The organism is Ignatzschineria rhizosphaerae (genome assembly GCF_022655595.1).
Taxonomy (GTDB): domain Bacteria; phylum Pseudomonadota; class Gammaproteobacteria; order Cardiobacteriales; family Wohlfahrtiimonadaceae; genus Ignatzschineria; species Ignatzschineria rhizosphaerae.
This window is the reverse complement of sequence record NZ_CP093379.1, coordinates 722,829-738,551: the sequence shown is the minus strand read 5'-3', so window position 1 is coordinate 738,551 and position 15,723 is coordinate 722,829. Positions and strand designations below refer to the sequence as shown.

The following is a 15,723-nucleotide window of genomic DNA, read 5'->3' as shown; positions in this document are numbered from 1 at the left end:
TTATTCAATAACCTGAGGAACAAGATATAAACCGTTTTCAACACTTTGTGACAATTTCTGGAGCTCATCTCGCTCATTTTTAACCGTCACAACATCGGCTCTTAATGTGAGTTTTGCATCAAAAGGATTTGTCATTGGCATAATTCCCTCAGTATTCACATCTTTAATACCACGAATTACTTCAGCCATATCTTCAAGCCTCATCTTTTGGCTCTCTAACTTTGCATCATCAATACGTAGATGTGATAAGAATGCTAACCACTCTACTGTTTTATGATCTATCTTCATTTTTTAACCTTTCTTTTGGAATACTCTGGTCTTCCTCTAAAGAAGACGCTTGTTCTACAGATTTTTCTTGTGTCTGTTCTTCTAAGGGACGAACATCTTCATCAAATAATATCTGATGCGCAGGACCTTCCATATCATCAAACTGATCTGAGCGAACAGCCCAAATAAAGGCATAACCTGCTGCAATCATTCCCACTAATGTTAGTGGAAGTAATATAAAAAGCGGACTCATGACTCTGATCGACCCTCCCTAATTCGTAACGTGTTTCCAACCACGATCAATGAGCTTAAACTCATTCCAAGTGCTGCCATCCATGGTAAGACAAATCCTGTCATTGCGCACGGAATTGCAACAATATTATATAATAACGCCCAGAAAAGGTTTTGCGTAATAATTTTATCAGTTCTTTTAGCTATTTTTAGCCCCTCAACCAATGGCTCAAGATGATTTTGACTCATTAAAATCATATCCGCCGTCGATTGCGCTAAAAGCGCCCCTTGCCCAATAGCGATTGAGACATCCGCCTTTGCCAGCACAGGCCCATCATTAATCCCATCACCAAGCATGGAGACAATTGCTCCCTTTTTTTGAAGCGCTTCCACATACGCAAGCTTATCTTTAGGGAGAAGATCGCCTTTCGCATCTTCGATCTTAAGAGATTCATTAAAACGATCCACTGTTTCCTGTCTATCTCCACTTAAAATATGTAATACATAACCTTCTGATTTTAAGTAAGCGATCACACTTTCTGTATCATCTTTTAAGGTATCTAAAAGAGAGAATGCCGCAATAAGCTCATCACCGACACCTAACCCTACCCAAAGCCCGGCATCAATTTCAAGATCAATCCCCTCAAGCTTAAACCAATCTAGGCGACCAATCTTATACTCAACCCCATTAATCGTTCCTGTAATTCCGCGCCCTACACTGTTTTCAATATTAGAAGCGGTTAAAAGAGTCGCTTTCTCTTGATAGACCCACTCATTAAACCCAAAAGCAATCGGATGACTAGAGGTTGCCTCTAAGGTTGCAGCAATTTGCATCACCTCATATTCACTTAAATTGTTATTAAAAAGATGAATCCCACCAATCGTTAAGCGGCCTTCTGTTAAAGTACCTGTTTTATCAAAAACGATATCTGTAACCTTGCCTAAAGTTTCTAAAGCCCCCGCTCTTGTCGCAATCAATCCTTTCTCAATAATCGCTTGGTTACCAGCGCTTAGCGCTGAAGGGGTTGCCAATGCTAATGCACACGGACAAGAAACGACTAATACCGCTAATGTCACGGCAAAAGCTTGAGAGAGACCATCAATAAAGTACCAAGCAATAAATGTCCCAGCACACGCAATCAACAGACCAATTACAAAATAAGTAGAGATAATATCAGCAAGCATTGCAATCTTTGGCTTTTCACTCATCGAGCGATCTATTAATCTCGACATTTGTGAAAGAACCGTTTCGGCACCAACCGTTGTTACTTGCATTTTAAGTGGCTGTTCATAGTTAACAGAACCTCCAATTAGCGCATCGCCTTGATGCTTTTCAAGTGGTAGACTCTCTCCTGAAAGCAAAGACTCATCCACCATTGCTAACTCATCTAATAACAACCCATCTACAGGAATACTCTCCCCTGGTTTAATTAAAAGGGTATCCCCTACTGCCAAACGATTTGTTGCCACTAATTCAATTGTGCCATCAAGATTTATTCGCTCAGCAAAATTAGGCTTTAACTTTAAAATATCATCTGAGATTAATAAAGATTTATGTCTTGCACTTGTCTCTAAAACTCTCGCTCCTAAGAGTAAAAAGACAAACATTGTCACACCTTCATAATAGGTTTCACCAATTCCCATCACCGTATTATAAGCACTCCATAAAGTGCCGGCTATCACCGCTATTGAGATATTGACATTCATCGTTAGATGCCGATTTTTAAGATCGTAAAAGGCAGACTTATAAAAACTTCGACTAGAATAAGTCGCGCAAGGAATCGTGGCAAATAGACTAAACCAACGCAATAGCTGATATGAACTATCTGTCATATCACCTGAATAGTAACCAAAATAGAGTGCAACGGAGATTGTCATAACTTGCATCGAAAAGAGCGCTGCGATGCCAAACTCCATAAGAAGGGAGCGCCACTCAACCTTTAAGCGCTTTTGCTCAACCTGCTCATCATAAGGAGTGCCTTGATAGCCTAAATTTAAAATCGCAATGAGGATCTCTGAGATCTTAATTTCTTTGGGGTTAAAGCTAAGATGGGCGCGGTGAGTGGTGAGGTTAATATCAAAACGCTCCACGCCTTTTAACCGCTTAACGGTATTTTCTAATAACCACACGCAAGCAGCACAGGTGATCTTATCAATAATTAGATAAGCATCAAACATCTCAGTTCCTTGCTTATCGACTCTTTTTGAAACAAATTGTACTGCCACATCCGGATGATCATAAAAATGCATCTGCTGTTTTAATTCATCTGGAATTAAATTTAACGCCGTTTCCGGTCTTTCTGCAGCCTCTGATCTAAAATCATAATATTTAGTTAACCCTGATTGATCAATCATCTCAGCAACCGCGCGACAACCTGCGCAACACATTGGTTGTAAATTGCCCTGTATTTCTGCTGTAAAAGGAGCTTTACCGACAATCGGTAACTCACAGTGATAACATTGAAGCTGATCCAAAGTTTTTGTCATAAAGAAATGTTCACACCTTATTGATTTATTTCAGACTTATTATAAAACAACTGTCCCTAAAATAATGCCTTAACCCTATGCAATTCTACCAGTATTATGATCATTACTCATATAATCCGGCTAATTTATAATGATTTTTCTTGTCCCATCCTCGCTAGATGAATATTCATCTTTAAAATCAACAACTAAAACAGATCCTTAATTTATCGCGAAATAGGTTTAAGGAACGCTCCTGATTTAAAATACGGGCATGAGATCATAACAAGAATACCAGCACTCTCCTGTTGAGGCATAAACCTTTTTAAACTGGAAAAATAGTAAAATCGATTTAAAAATGACTAAATCAGATTGCCGGCACATCAGTTATAAGAATCGCAAGAATCACAAGAATCGTTCTATCTAGCATCATGCCAGCTGGTTTAATTCACATGCTGTACTATTTTACTTTTAAAACAGTACTCCTTAAACCAAACCAACTACATTATAAAAATGCCTTTATTAATATCTGTAAAACAAAAAAGAGCATTTCTGCTCTTTTTTAATGATCTTATTATCACTTAATGCACACGTAAACGGCTTTCCAAATCACACTCAACGCCAGGTGTACAGTTAACTAATGTACGACCGACAAGTTCATGTGTCTCTTCACCACGTTCGATATCAAGCTCTAAACCCCATGGCCCAACACGCTCAAAACTAATAGGGATTGAGTATAAACCTGGCTCAACCATCTCTAGCGTATAGCTACGATTTAGCTCTTGCTCTGCTGAACGGGTAAATTTCGCAATCACATCAGCATTTTCTAATGGCACATTATCTTTATCTAAAAGCTCAACCATAAAGAAATTATCTTGATTAGCATAAGGCTTTTCAGTAAATCCAAACTTCACCTGCCAGCCGCGAGCATCTTGCTCTGCTAAACGTTTTTGATACGCATTATAATAGGCTTCTTGCTTTTGATAAGCATTAGGAACTTCCCCAGGGAAGCGGGTACTTACAAATGAATCTTCGGCATTACTTTTAAAGATTAAACCTTTCTCAGCCATCACCACAAATGCACCATTTTGAATGGTTAATACTAAGAAAAATCCTAAAACAGTAATCGGCGCCCAATGCATTCTTTTACCATCTTTACCTCGAAGACTTTTCATCCCGCCTGAGCTAATTAAGTAATACGCAAAAGATGCCATTAAGTTACACGTAATATAGAGTGTAAATACATCTCCCCCTCTCCATCTTAAGATAGAGAAAGGCACGACTACCGCAATCCCCATTAAAGCAGTAATACTCCCTGCTTGCATTGGTGTAAATCGAAATACTTTATGTAAAATTAAGCATGCCACTAAAACACTGGCGACGCCTAACAACATAATTGCGACTGTTTCATTCATAAAATTACCCTTATCCTTTATTTATTGAGGAAGATCGCCTTCACTTTCTGAACATCAATAGCATCGCCTGTAACAGGATCTGTGACTGTTAAAATGAAGTATACGTCTCGAGTATAAGCAACACCTTTATCCTTACGAACACTTGCATTTAATGCTACTCGTTTCCCTGGTTCCACTACAATATCATTGAATTGCATTGAAAGCTCATAACCTTCGTTTTCAACTGCAACATGAATTTTTTGTGAGTCTAAAGTCAAGTTGTTAAATTTAACTTCATAAGTATTTTGCAAACGTCCATCACTTAAAATTGTTGGCGGCTTATTACGTGAAGATTCAACAATATAGTGCGCAACATCACGATGCATCACGCTCCAGCCTAAGATTGTTGCAATAATAATAATGACAATACCGTAACCAATATTACGAGGGCTAAAGTAGTTCGTCTTTTTACCTTCCATTCCATTTTCAGAGTCATAACGAATCAGGCCTGTTGGGAATTTCAAACTTGTCATCATGTTATGACACGCATCGATACAAAGTCCGCAAGTGATACATTTATAGTTAATCCCCTCACGAATATCAATCCCCGCAGGACAAACCTGAACACAAAGATCACAATCGATACAATCGCCATAACCTTCTTTGATACGCTCATCACGATCACGCAGACCTTTTGTAGGTTTAGCGCGACCTTTCTCACGCTCACCGCGTGCTTCATCATAAGTGACAACCAAGGTATCTCTATCAAACATTACCCCTTGGAATCTTGCGTACGGGCACATATAAGTACATACTTGTTCTCTTGAAAAACCTGCTGAAATAAAGGTTGCGGCAGTAATAAAGGCAATCGTCCCATAGGCTGCAAATGGCGCTTCGCCAATAAAGACAACTTTAATTAACTCAGGTGCCGGCATCCAATAAGAGGTGAATGTAAAGCCAGTCCAAAAGGCAACTGCTAACCAAATAAGCCACGTTAATCCAATCTTCCCGATTTTCTCACCTGTCCATGGGCCTTCATGTAATCTCTTACGAACATTTCGATTACCTTGAACCCAACCTTCAATCATAATGAAAGCATCGGTCCATAAAGTTTGGAAACAGAAATATCCACAGAAAACTCGCCCAAAAACAGCCGTCACAAAGAAAAGCAGGAAGGCAAAGATTGCTAAAACCCCAGCAAGCCAAAAGATATTTTGTATATCCACCGGCAAACTAAAGATGTAGAAAGTTTTTGCTGTTAAGTCAAACACGATCGCTTGCGCTGGCAAGCCTGCACCTCTATCCCATGGCACCCACGGCAAGAGATAAAAGATTAAAAATGCCAATACTAAAATGGAACTTTTAAACGTTCTAAACTTCCCCTTCACACTTCTAGGATAGATGGGAATACGTTTTGCATATAAGTCGCCACTTGAAGATGTGGATGAGTTCTGCTCTGATAGATTTTTTTCCACTTTATACACCCTTATGAGCTAATTATTATTAGCCCATAATTATACCTAACTTTGGACAGAACCTTAAGCATTCCCTATAAAGTAATCACAATTTACGCCCTACATCAAAAAAAGCCCTTTAAAATTTCTTTTAAAGGGCTTTTCATATCGGTTATTTTAATAAAATTTATTTATTAATTTCCATTACTCAGGCGTTTTACCACCACCTAATTGGTGAACATATACTGCAAGTGCACGGATCTGCTCTGGACTTAAACGTGTTTCCCATCTAGGCATTACACGGTTAGTTGTATTAGCATCAACACCATCACGGATTTGTGGAATAAGTGCTGCCACTTTCTCTTCCTCAGTCTCCATTGAGTTAATGTCAATAATTTCCCAGATCTGATCTGTTAAATTAGGCGCCCCTAAAAGTGGGTTACCTTGAGCAAGGCGAGGATCTTTCGTAAAGTCTACGTGACATGTAAAACATGCCCCTTTACCAAAGAACAGCTCTTCACCACGCGAAGTTGCATCATCTGGCGTATAGTTATTAGAAAGTGATAGTGCATATTTCGCAACATCTTCAATCTCAGCGGGTGTCATTGATAATTTACCGGCTGTCATGTTACTGCGTCTACCACCATCTTTACCGTTGATACCTTTAGTGATGGTCTCTTCAATATTTGCAAGTGAACCACCCCAGATCCAGTTATCATCGTTAAGGTTAGGATAAAGACCAATCACCCCTTCCGCTTGCGGGCCATGACAAGTTGCACAGTTATCTACGAATAATGTTCTACCCGCATTTTCTGCAAACTTGATCATGTTAGGATCATTGATAATCTCTTCTTCTGTCTTAGTCATTAACTCTGAGAAGTGTTTATGACGTAATTCAGCTTCTTTAGAAAACTGTAACTCATTTACTAAACGAGTACGAGTATTCCAGTGAACTTTAACCTTTTCCATCGCTGCATTATCTGCATCTTCAACATCAACTAAAAGGTCACCTGATTGCTGAACGATAGGACGCTCAATCTCAACTTTATAAACCCCTTTCGTAAACGTATTTGGAAGCGGCCAAGTTGGGAATAGAATCCAATAACCAATCGCGAAAATGATTGTTCCGTAGAAAGCATAGAGCCACCATCTTGGGAGAGGGTTATTATATTCTTGAAGATCACCATCCCACACATGACCGGTTGTATCGGTTTCTAAGTTCTCTAAATCTTTTTTATTTATGTTTTCACTCATTATTTTATTCCTCAGTCATTTTGATCATGAAGGGCACTTTATTTCTGCTCGTGCTTTTTTTGATCTTTCTGCGCTGCAGGCTCTTTTTGATCAAAAATAAACTCTTCATCATCCATAAATGGAATATATCGATATTCATCAAAACGTTTTTTCCGTTCTTTACCGGTAAATGTGTAGATGATGATTCCGATAAAAACTGCGAAGAAAATAACAGCGGCTAATGTCTTACTGTTACCTAAATCTGTAAACCACATAAAGAAATCCATCATCTCACATTCTCCTTTTAATTAACGGAATTCACTGAATTCAATGCCCTGGTCTTCTTTAAATTCAACCATTGTTCCTAACACTTGAAGGTAAGCAACAATCGCATCCATCTTAGTAAGACGCTCAGGGTTCATATCGTAGTTTCCTGCAACAGCCTGTGCTTCTAGGTTTTGAGCTGCAAGATCAATAACAAGCATATTGGCAACATCTACACCAAAGCGTTCAATATTTGCTTCATACTCTTCTTGAGTTTTTGAATATGGAACACCTGCAATACGTGCTGCGCTTAAATGCTCTTTAACATCTGCATAATAAAGATCATCTTCAGCTAACCACGGATATTTCGGCATGATTGAAGCAGGTACACGGCTCTTTGGATCTTTCAAGTGGTCAACATGCCACTGGTTATCCATTTTACCACCTACACGTGCAAGGTCTGGCCCAATACGACGCGATCCCCATTGGAAAGGCTTATCAAATTGAGATTCAGCTGCTAATGAGTAGTGACCATAACGCTCATACTCATCTTGCATCGGACGAATTTGCTGTGAGTGACAGTTGTAACAACCTTCAGCAACATAAATATTACGACCTAAGAACTCAAGTGGTGTGTAAGGACGAATCGCATCTACTTCGCGAGTCACCATTACTGCTTTACCATTTTCATCAAGTACTGGTTTGTAATTCTCATCAAGCTTTACTTCAGTTACATTCTTTTTAACTTCTTCGATTGTGCCATCAATATAGAAGAGTGGGACAATCTCAATCAATCCACCAATACTGATAACCGCTAATGTGAAGAGAAGTAATAGCCCGGTATTTTTTTCTAAACGTTCATGTTTAATCATTTAAAATTTTCTCCTATTATGCATGAGCTTTTGCATCAGGGATTAACGCATTGTTATCCGCTTGTGCACGTGTACCAATGATCATCGTCATAACGAAGTTTAAGATCATAAGAACCGCACCAAGTAAGAACATGCCACCGCCGATCGCTCTGAAAATATATGGAGTATGCATGAATTTAACTGTTTCAATAAACTCATACGCTAATGTTCCATACTCAGGGTTAAATGCACGAAGCATCATACCTTGACCGATACCTGCAACCCAAAGTGAAACAATATAGATAACGATACCGATAGTTGCTAACCAGAAGTGAGCAAAGATTAGACGCTCGCTCCAGATTTTACCACCAAATACTCGTGGAACCATGTGATAGAGCGATGCAAATGTAATCATTGCAACCCAACCAAGTGCCCCTGCGTGTACGTGACCTACAGTCCAGTCAGTATAGTGAGATAATGCGTTCACTGAACGTAAGCTCATTAATGGACCTTCGAATGTCGCCATACCGTAGAATGATAATGAAACAACCATGAAACGAATAATAGGATTTGTACGAATCGTATCCCAAGCACCTGACAACGTCATAATCCCGTTAATCATACCACCCCATGATGGGAGAAGAAGGATAATAGAGAATGTCGCTGAAAGCGATGATACCCAGTCAGGAAGTGAAGTCCAATGCAAGTGGTGCGCACCCGCCCACATGTAGAGGAATGTTAATGCCCAGAAGTGAACAATTGAAAGACGATACGAGTAAACAGGACGTCCAGCTTCTTTTGGTACGAAGTAATACATCATACCAAGGAATGCAACTGTTAAGATAAATCCAACTGCGTTATGACCATACCACCACTGAACCATCGCATCTTGCATACCGCTAAATACGTTATATGATTTGAGGCCTTCTGCACCAAATACAGGGATAGAGATGTTGTTAAACACATGGAGAAGCGTCGTTGCAAGAATAAACGCTAAATAGAACCAGTTCGCTACGTAGATATGCTTTTGTTTACGACGTAAAACAGTTGTTACATATACTAAGAAGTATGTTAACCATAGCACTGCAACTGCCCAGTCAAAGATCCACTCAAACTCAGCATATTCTTTACCTTGCGTATAACCCATCATGTAGCTAATCGGTACAAGCGTAAATACGATTGTCCAACCAATCCACACAACATATGCAAGCACAGGAAACGCCAAGCGCACTTGACAGGTTCTTTGTACAACATAGAAAGACGTACCAATCAACGCCGATCCACCCATACCGAAAATTACTAACGTGGTATGAACAGGTCTTAGACGCCCGAACGAAAGTCCTGGTAAGTCAAAGTTTAAAATAGGCCAAGTCAGCTCAAGCGCTGCCCATAGCCCAGCGGATAATCCTAGCGCTCCGAAAAACAGAGTACTAATTACGAGTCCACGGATGACCCCGTACTCATAATGATCATGAAGACTTTTACTTTGTCCCATAGTTCCCCCAAAATTTAACAAACATCATATTAAATGCATCCCATACTAATGTTACTCGAGCCCTCATCTTACTAGAATCAAGCATTAGTGTCTTGATATCTATCAATATATAATAGTATCAAGGTAAAAACGCCAAGACCACGAGGTTTAGCGCATATTAAACAAGACTTATACAGGCAAATCAACCCCTGTAATCATTTTGAATACTTTTACGGCATAGCGATCTGTCATCCCTGACACAAAGTCCGTTACTTGCTGAACTCTCGTGTAAGGATCATCACTCACGCGTCTATCTTCGGTAAAAAACTGATCTGGCAAGAATTTTAGAAGCATTTTAGTTCTCGCCCCGCCTTGATCTCCCTGCTCTACTGCACCAACAAAAGCTTCTAGTAGAGTATCTAAAACTTTAAAACCAGCTATTCCAACTTCTAAGACCGTATCTGAATGATAAACGTGTTCTTGAGAATATGCCTTGATCTTACTCAAGACTTCAGTCGCTGGAATATGGTCTAGCAATCCTGTGGTAAATTTCCCTGAAACAATCGCTTCTTCATGATCTTTAAAGACCTGCATGGCTTGCTCAATTAAAAGCCCTATTGCAAAAGCTCTTAAATACTCAACCTTATCTTTAGTACGACCAATTTTAGCAAGTTTATTAGTAGGAAGCTGCGCTGTCACGCTAATCACCGCTTCTAAATAATGAATAATCTCTTCACTACTAATTAAAGAGAGACGATAAGCATCTTCTAAATCCACTAAGTGATAGCAGATATCATCGGCAGCTTCTAAAAGATAAGTTAAAGGGTGGCGATACCAAGCACCTTCAATCGTCTTATGTTTTACTAAATGGCACTTTTGTACCACTTCTGCAAAAAGCGCTTTTTCAGATTGAAAGTAATTAAACTTTTTAAAGGCAATATTGTGCTCATCAGGTTTTTGAGAACTTGCACATGGATATTTAATAATAGATGCCAAAACAGGCAAAGAGAGCTGAAGCCCGCCTCTGTTATCAGAATTTTGTAATCTTGTGAGCACTCTAAATGCTTGCGCATTTCCTTCAAAAGCTAAAAAATCTGCTTTTTCAGCATCACTCATCTTGGCAACAACTTCCTGCCCGACAGGATTACGCTTAAAAAAGCGACTAATTGCCTCTTCACCAGCATGCCCAAAAGGGGGATTACCAATATCATGCGCAAGCGCACCAGCTGCCAAGATAGCCCCTAAATCTGCCGGTGTAATATTCTCTAAACGCCCATTTTCAACCAAATACTCCCCAAGCATTGAACCAAAACTTCGGCAAACACTACTTACCTCTAAACTATGCGTTAGCCGAGTTCTGACATAATCCGTCTGCGCTAAGGGAAAGACTTGTGTTTTGTCTTGTAATCTTCTGAAAGCGGCTGAAAAAATTAAACGATCAAAATCTTTTTGAAAATCGGTTCGATAGCTTTGAACATCAAAAGAGCTATTAACACCCAATCGAGCTTGCGGCAACAATTCTTGCCAACGCTGTTTTAAATAGAGATCGTTCATAATAATTACTCGCTTTCAATATATTGAGAAACTTGATCAATCGGCCAACGGGCTTTTAATTTCACTTCTGTAGAAACTTCTCCACGCGAGAGTCTTTCATATCCTAGATAAGCAACCATTGCCCCATTATCTGTACAAAATTCTGCTCTAGGAAAATAGACATTAAATCCGAGCGTTTCAGCAAGCCTTCTTAACTCTGCTCGCAGATGCTTATTAGCACCAACACCACCTGAAACTACTAATTCTGTTGCCCCTGTTTGCTTCAATGCTCTTAATGACTTTTGAATCAAAGTATCCACTAATGCCTCTTGAAAACCTGCGGCAATATCTGGGTAATCAGCTTTTGTGGCATTCTCAATCGTTAGTAACGCCTTGGTCTTAATACCACTAAAGCTAAACTCAAGCCCGGGTCTATTGAGCATCGGTCTTGGAAACTCATACCTTGAAGCATCACCCTCTTGTGCAAGCTTTGCAAGCTCTGGTCCCCCTGGATAAGGAAGCCCCATAATTTTTGCCGTCTTATCAAATGCCTCGCCTACTGCATCATCAAGACTCTCACCTAATAACTCATACTCGCCAAATGCTTTAACTAACACTAACTGCGTATGTCCACCCGAGACTAATAATGTCACAAACGGATACTCAGGCTTACGCTCTTCAAGCATGACCGCCATAAGATGCGCTTCCATATGATTTACCCCTAAAATAGGAATATTAAGTGCAAGCCCTAATCCTTGTGCATAAGTCGCCGCCACCATTAGGGCGCCAATAAGCCCAGGCCCTCTTGTAAAGGCAATACCTTCAAGGTCAGAAAAATTAATTCCAGCCTCTTCTATTGCCGCATTGACTAAAAGTGGTAATTTACGAATATGATCTCTGGATGCAAGCTCTGGAACAACGCCACCATATTGTGCATGCAAAGCAATCTGTGAATATAATTGGTGTGCTAATAGGCCTTTTTCGCCACTATAAATTGCGACACCCGTTTCATCACAAGAACTCTCTATCCCTAATACAATCACAGCTTGCCTCTACTCTACTTTGAAAAACCATCCCGGCTTTCCTCTTTATTTATAATTAATACATCTACTTCTAAGCACATATTCTATTCGTTAGCGCTAATTTATAAGCGCTTATTATTTCCTAACACAAAGCATAGCTCACACCATTTTTATAATAATATTTTCTATTATTATTTAATAGCTTTTTAAATTCATTCCTTCTTTTATGTGGGATAAAAAAGAATCGCACCCCAGACAATAGCCGCAATTATCATTGCCACCATCACAAGAGCTGAACCAATATCTTTAGCCTGCCCTGATAAAGGATGATACTCAGCGCCAATTCGATCAACAATCGCCTCTATTGCAGAATTAATAAGCTCCATTAAAAAAACAAGCAAAGCACTCCCTACAAGGAGCGCTAATTCAACACCTGTTTTTGCCAAATAGATTGCAAGAGGAATCACCACAATGCCGGCTAATAGCTCTTGACGGATAGCTGCCTCATTTCGATAGGCGGCTTTTAATCCCTGCCAAGAGTAACCAGTTGCCGCAATAATTCGCGCAAATCCTTTTTTTCCTGGCTTATTCATTTTTTCTGACATATATATAAATAGTACTTAATTTAAGTTAGGATTAAATAAACCTATCTAGGGAGCTGTACTTCGATGATCTGATTTGATTCACTCTCCTTATCAGTATCATCAAGCATCACCCAGACAATAAAGGCGATAATAAGGATTAAATAGAGCCACTTAAAAGATCTTTTTGATTTTTTCTGTTCGTAATACATAGTGATATAAATTCTACTTTTTAACGTTAATTTAAAGAGATCGCTTGAAATCTTAAAGTAAATTACTCAAACTACTACTTCATTTCCAAATACTGAATTTGATATTGTAGCAAATCCGAGTCCCTTTGAACTATAAAATTAAAATAAACAATCGTAGGAATAATTGAGAAATTAAATGAGCAAATCATTAGTTATTGTTGAGTCCCCCGCAAAAGCGAAAACCATTGAAAAATATTTAGGAAAGAACTTTACGGTTCTTGCCTCCTTTGGTCATGTACGCGCTTTAATTCGTAAACAGGGTTCTGTCGATCCTGATGATAACTTTTCGATGAAATATGAAGTTATTCCACAGAACAAAAAACATTTAGCTGCTATTGAGAAAGCTTTAAAAGATGCTGAAAATCTTATGCTCGCAACGGACCCGGATAGAGAGGGTGAAGCGATCTCATGGCATATCTTGGAATATTTAAAAGAAAAACGGGCACTTGTTGGCAAAAAAATTACACGCGTTGTCTTCAACGAAATTACCAAAAGTGCTGTTGAACATGCCGTTGCAAATCCCCGACAAGTGGATATGGATTTAGTAGAAGCGCAGCAAGCTCGTACGGCACTTGATTATCTTGTGGGATTTAATCTCTCGCCGCTTTTATGGAAAAAGATTAACCCAGGGCTTTCAGCAGGCCGCGTACAATCACCAGCACTTCGCATGATTGTTGAGCGTGAAGATGAAATCAATGCGTTTATCTCCCAAGAATATTGGTCCATCTTTGCCGATATGGCAAAAGAGAAATCCACTTTTTCAGGCCGTTTAACAGAATATAAAGGCGAAAAAGTTGAGCAATTTACCTTCACTGATGAGAAAGCCGCTACTGAGGTTCAAAAAACCTTACTAGAAAAATTTGGGAAAAACATTCCTGTTTATAATGTTGAAAAGAAACAACGTAAACGTAATCCAGCGGCACCCTTTACGACCTCAACACTACAACAAGAAGCTTCTAGAAAGCTACGTTTTAGCACCTCTAGAACAATGCGTACCGCACAAGATCTCTATGAAGGGATTAACCTTGGTAGTGAAACCATTGGTCTTATTACCTATATGCGTACAGATTCTGTCACTCTTTCAAATGAAGCGCTTGAAGATATCCGTAAATATATTGGTAGCAAACATGGGGCTGAATATTTACCAAAATCCCCACGCGAATACACAACAAAAGCAAAAAATGCACAAGAAGCGCATGAAGCGATTCGCCCAACATCTGTCTTTAGAACACCAGAAGCTGTGAAAGAGCATCTGACATCGGATCAATTTAGACTTTATGAGCTTATTTGGAAACGAGCAGTCGCTTCACAAATGAAATCAGCCATTATGGATACCACCTCGATTGATCTTGGTGAAAAAGGCCTTCATACCTTTAGAGTAACTGGCTCAACGATTGCATTTCCTGGATTTATGAGCATCTACCTTGAAGATGTTGATGATGAAAAAGAGGATCAAAAAGAGGAAGATCGTATTCTTCCTGAGATGAAAGAAGGTGATCAGATCGACCTTCAAGCTATCAATCCTAACCAGCATTTTACAGAGCCGCCACCTCGCTATACGGAAGCATCACTTGTAAAATCATTAGAAGAGTTTGGTATTGGTCGTCCATCAACTTACGCCTCAATTATCTCGACTCTACAAAATCGTGAATATGTGATTCTCGATAATCGCCGCTTCACGCCTACTGATATGGGTAAAATTGTCTCTCGCTTCTTAAGCGCCGAGTTTACCCGGATTGTCGATTATGAATTTACGGCAAAAATGGAAGATGACCTTGATGAGATCGCAAGCGGCGAGCGTGAACGCGTACCACTACTTCAAGAGTTTTGGACACCTTTTATTGCCCAATGTGACTTTGTTGAAGAGAATGTTACCCGCGCAGAAGTCGCGCAAGCTAAAGTCTTAGGAGAGGATCCTAAGAGCGGTAAGCCTGTTTCTGTTCGTGTTGGTCGTTATGGACCTTTTGCACAAATTGGGGATAAAGATGATGAAGATAAGCCGCGCTTTGCATCTCTTCTTCCGGGACAAAGTATTGATACCATCACCTTTGATGAAGCGATGGCGCTCTTTAGATTGCCTCGAGTTTTAGGAACTGCGGAAGATGGTTATGATATTCGTGCAAATATCGGACGCTTTGGTCCTTATATCCAATATGGCACTCGTAAATTTGTTTCACTTAAAGAAGATGACCCTTATAGCGTTACCTTTGAGCGAGCGATGGAGATTGTCGAAGCACATAAAGCAGCAGAAGCTGCGAAATTTATCGGCTCCTTCCAAGATGGTGATGTCACTATTGAGATCATCAATGGCCGCTTTGGACCTTATGTCACTGATGGTAGTAAAAACGCTAAAGTCCCCAAAGATGAAGATCCTGCAAAATTAACGCTTGAACAGTGTAAAGAGCTTTTAGAAAAAGCGCCGGCAAAAGGTCGTCGTAAAGCAGCTGCTAAAAAGACGACCACAAAAGCCGCTGCAAAAAAGCCTGCGGCGAAGAAAACGACCACTAAAAAGGCGACTACTAAAACTGCAACGACTAAGAAGGCTGCTACAAAAGCCACAACAGCGAAGAAGCCTGCCACAAAAACAACAACGGCTAAAAAAACAACCGCCGCAAAGAAGACAACAACTGAAAAAGATTCGTAATCTTCGATATACTAGGAAGGGAGTTTTTAAACTCCCTTTTTTCTTTCTAGTCGCTCACTCA

14 protein-coding genes are annotated in these 15,723 nt (G+C 39.7%); 1 reads left to right on the top strand and 13 read right to left on the bottom strand.

Going from position 1 to position 15,723, the window contains the following annotated elements; translation table 11 throughout:
* The 13 genes from gatC to MMG00_RS03140 form a co-directional block, all read right to left on the bottom strand.
* Positions 1 to 288 carry an Asp-tRNA(Asn)/Glu-tRNA(Gln) amidotransferase subunit GatC gene (gene gatC / locus MMG00_RS03200; RefSeq protein WP_242151315.1) on the bottom strand — a complete coding sequence of 96 codons (288 nt, stop codon included), beginning with the start codon at positions 286 to 288 and terminating at the stop codon, positions 1 to 3.
* Positions 272 to 520 carry a cbb3-type cytochrome oxidase assembly protein CcoS gene (gene ccoS, locus MMG00_RS03195; RefSeq protein WP_242151312.1) on the bottom strand — a complete coding sequence of 83 codons (249 nt, stop codon included), beginning with the start codon at positions 518 to 520 and terminating at the stop codon, positions 272 to 274. The genes gatC and ccoS overlap by 17 nt, the downstream gene beginning before the upstream one ends.
* Positions 517 to 2,985: a heavy metal translocating P-type ATPase gene (locus MMG00_RS03190; protein WP_242151309.1), complete on the bottom strand. Its 2,469-nt coding sequence runs from the start codon at positions 2,983 to 2,985 to the stop codon at positions 517 to 519. The genes ccoS and MMG00_RS03190 overlap by 4 nt, the downstream gene beginning before the upstream one ends.
* Positions 2,986 to 3,542: 557 nt before the next feature.
* The gene (locus tag MMG00_RS03185) at positions 3,543 to 4,376 is read right to left on the bottom strand and encodes a FixH family protein (protein WP_242151306.1); all 834 of its coding nucleotides are present in this window, start codon (positions 4,374 to 4,376) and stop codon (positions 3,543 to 3,545) included.
* Between the two features lie 17 nt (positions 4,377 to 4,393).
* Positions 4,394 to 5,830, bottom strand: a complete 1,437-nt coding sequence (gene ccoG, locus MMG00_RS03180) for a cytochrome c oxidase accessory protein CcoG (RefSeq protein ID WP_242151304.1) — start codon at positions 5,828 to 5,830, stop codon at positions 4,394 to 4,396.
* A 183-nt stretch (positions 5,831 to 6,013) separates the two neighbouring features.
* Complete coding sequence (locus MMG00_RS03175; RefSeq protein WP_242151301.1) at positions 6,014 to 7,063, bottom strand: cbb3-type cytochrome c oxidase N-terminal domain-containing protein; 1,050 nt, start codon at positions 7,061 to 7,063, stop codon at positions 6,014 to 6,016.
* 38 nt (positions 7,064 to 7,101) lie between these two features.
* Complete coding sequence (locus tag MMG00_RS03170; RefSeq protein WP_242151298.1) at positions 7,102 to 7,332, bottom strand: cbb3-type cytochrome oxidase subunit 3; 231 nt, start codon at positions 7,330 to 7,332, stop codon at positions 7,102 to 7,104.
* Positions 7,333 to 7,350: 18 nt separating this feature from the next.
* Positions 7,351 to 8,175 (bottom strand): cytochrome-c oxidase, cbb3-type subunit II, encoded by an 825-nt coding sequence (gene ccoO, locus MMG00_RS03165; protein WP_242153267.1) that lies wholly within the window; start codon positions 8,173 to 8,175, stop codon positions 7,351 to 7,353.
* Positions 8,176 to 8,194: 19 nt separating this feature from the next.
* Positions 8,195 to 9,652: a cytochrome-c oxidase, cbb3-type subunit I gene (gene ccoN / locus MMG00_RS03160; RefSeq protein WP_242151295.1), complete on the bottom strand. Its 1,458-nt coding sequence runs from the start codon at positions 9,650 to 9,652 to the stop codon at positions 8,195 to 8,197.
* 168 nt (positions 9,653 to 9,820) lie between these two features.
* Positions 9,821 to 11,185 (bottom strand): deoxyguanosinetriphosphate triphosphohydrolase, encoded by a 1,365-nt coding sequence (locus MMG00_RS03155; RefSeq protein WP_242151292.1) that lies wholly within the window; start codon positions 11,183 to 11,185, stop codon positions 9,821 to 9,823.
* A gap of 5 nt (positions 11,186 to 11,190) precedes the next feature.
* Positions 11,191 to 12,207 carry a tRNA (adenosine(37)-N6)-threonylcarbamoyltransferase complex transferase subunit TsaD gene (gene tsaD, locus MMG00_RS03150; protein WP_242151289.1) on the bottom strand — a complete coding sequence of 339 codons (1,017 nt, stop codon included), beginning with the start codon at positions 12,205 to 12,207 and terminating at the stop codon, positions 11,191 to 11,193.
* Positions 12,208 to 12,410: 203 nt separating this feature from the next.
* Positions 12,411 to 12,791, bottom strand: coding sequence for a diacylglycerol kinase (locus MMG00_RS03145; RefSeq protein WP_242151287.1), 381 nt, complete (start codon positions 12,789 to 12,791; stop codon positions 12,411 to 12,413).
* A gap of 41 nt (positions 12,792 to 12,832) precedes the next feature.
* A complete protein-coding gene (locus MMG00_RS03140) occupies positions 12,833 to 12,979 on the bottom strand; it encodes a hypothetical protein (RefSeq protein ID WP_242151284.1) in 147 nt (48 codons plus the stop codon).
* A gap of 175 nt (positions 12,980 to 13,154) precedes the next feature.
* Between MMG00_RS03140 and topA the strand changes: the two genes are divergently transcribed.
* Positions 13,155 to 15,662 carry a type I DNA topoisomerase gene (topA, locus tag MMG00_RS03135; protein ID WP_242151281.1) on the top strand — a complete coding sequence of 836 codons (2,508 nt, stop codon included), beginning with the start codon at positions 13,155 to 13,157 and terminating at the stop codon, positions 15,660 to 15,662.
* The last annotated feature ends 61 nt before the right edge of the window (positions 15,663 to 15,723 follow it).

Excerpts from the sequence above, each read along its gene's own strand:
- gatC (WP_242151315.1), bottom strand. The coding sequence starts at position 288 with ATGAAGATAGATCATAAAACAGTAGAGTGGTTAGCATTCTTATCACAT.
- ccoS (WP_242151312.1), bottom strand. The coding sequence starts at position 520 with ATGAGTCCGCTTTTTATATTACTTCCACTAACATTAGTGGGAATGATT.
- MMG00_RS03190 (WP_242151309.1), bottom strand. The coding sequence starts at position 2,985 with ATGACAAAAACTTTGGATCAGCTTCAATGTTATCACTGTGAGTTACCG.
- MMG00_RS03185 (WP_242151306.1), bottom strand. The coding sequence starts at position 4,376 with ATGAATGAAACAGTCGCAATTATGTTGTTAGGCGTCGCCAGTGTTTTA.
- MMG00_RS03175 (WP_242151301.1), bottom strand. The coding sequence starts at position 7,063 with ATGAGTGAAAACATAAATAAAAAAGATTTAGAGAACTTAGAAACCGAT.
- MMG00_RS03170 (WP_242151298.1), bottom strand. The coding sequence starts at position 7,332 with ATGATGGATTTCTTTATGTGGTTTACAGATTTAGGTAACAGTAAGACA.
- ccoN (WP_242151295.1), bottom strand. The coding sequence starts at position 9,652 with ATGGGACAAAGTAAAAGTCTTCATGATCATTATGAGTACGGGGTCATC.
- MMG00_RS03155 (WP_242151292.1), bottom strand. The coding sequence starts at position 11,185 with ATGAACGATCTCTATTTAAAACAGCGTTGGCAAGAATTGTTGCCGCAA.
- MMG00_RS03145 (WP_242151287.1), bottom strand. The coding sequence starts at position 12,791 with ATGTCAGAAAAAATGAATAAGCCAGGAAAAAAAGGATTTGCGCGAATT.
- MMG00_RS03140 (WP_242151284.1), bottom strand. The coding sequence starts at position 12,979 with ATGTATTACGAACAGAAAAAATCAAAAAGATCTTTTAAGTGGCTCTAT.
- topA (WP_242151281.1), top strand. The coding sequence starts at position 13,155 with ATGAGCAAATCATTAGTTATTGTTGAGTCCCCCGCAAAAGCGAAAACC.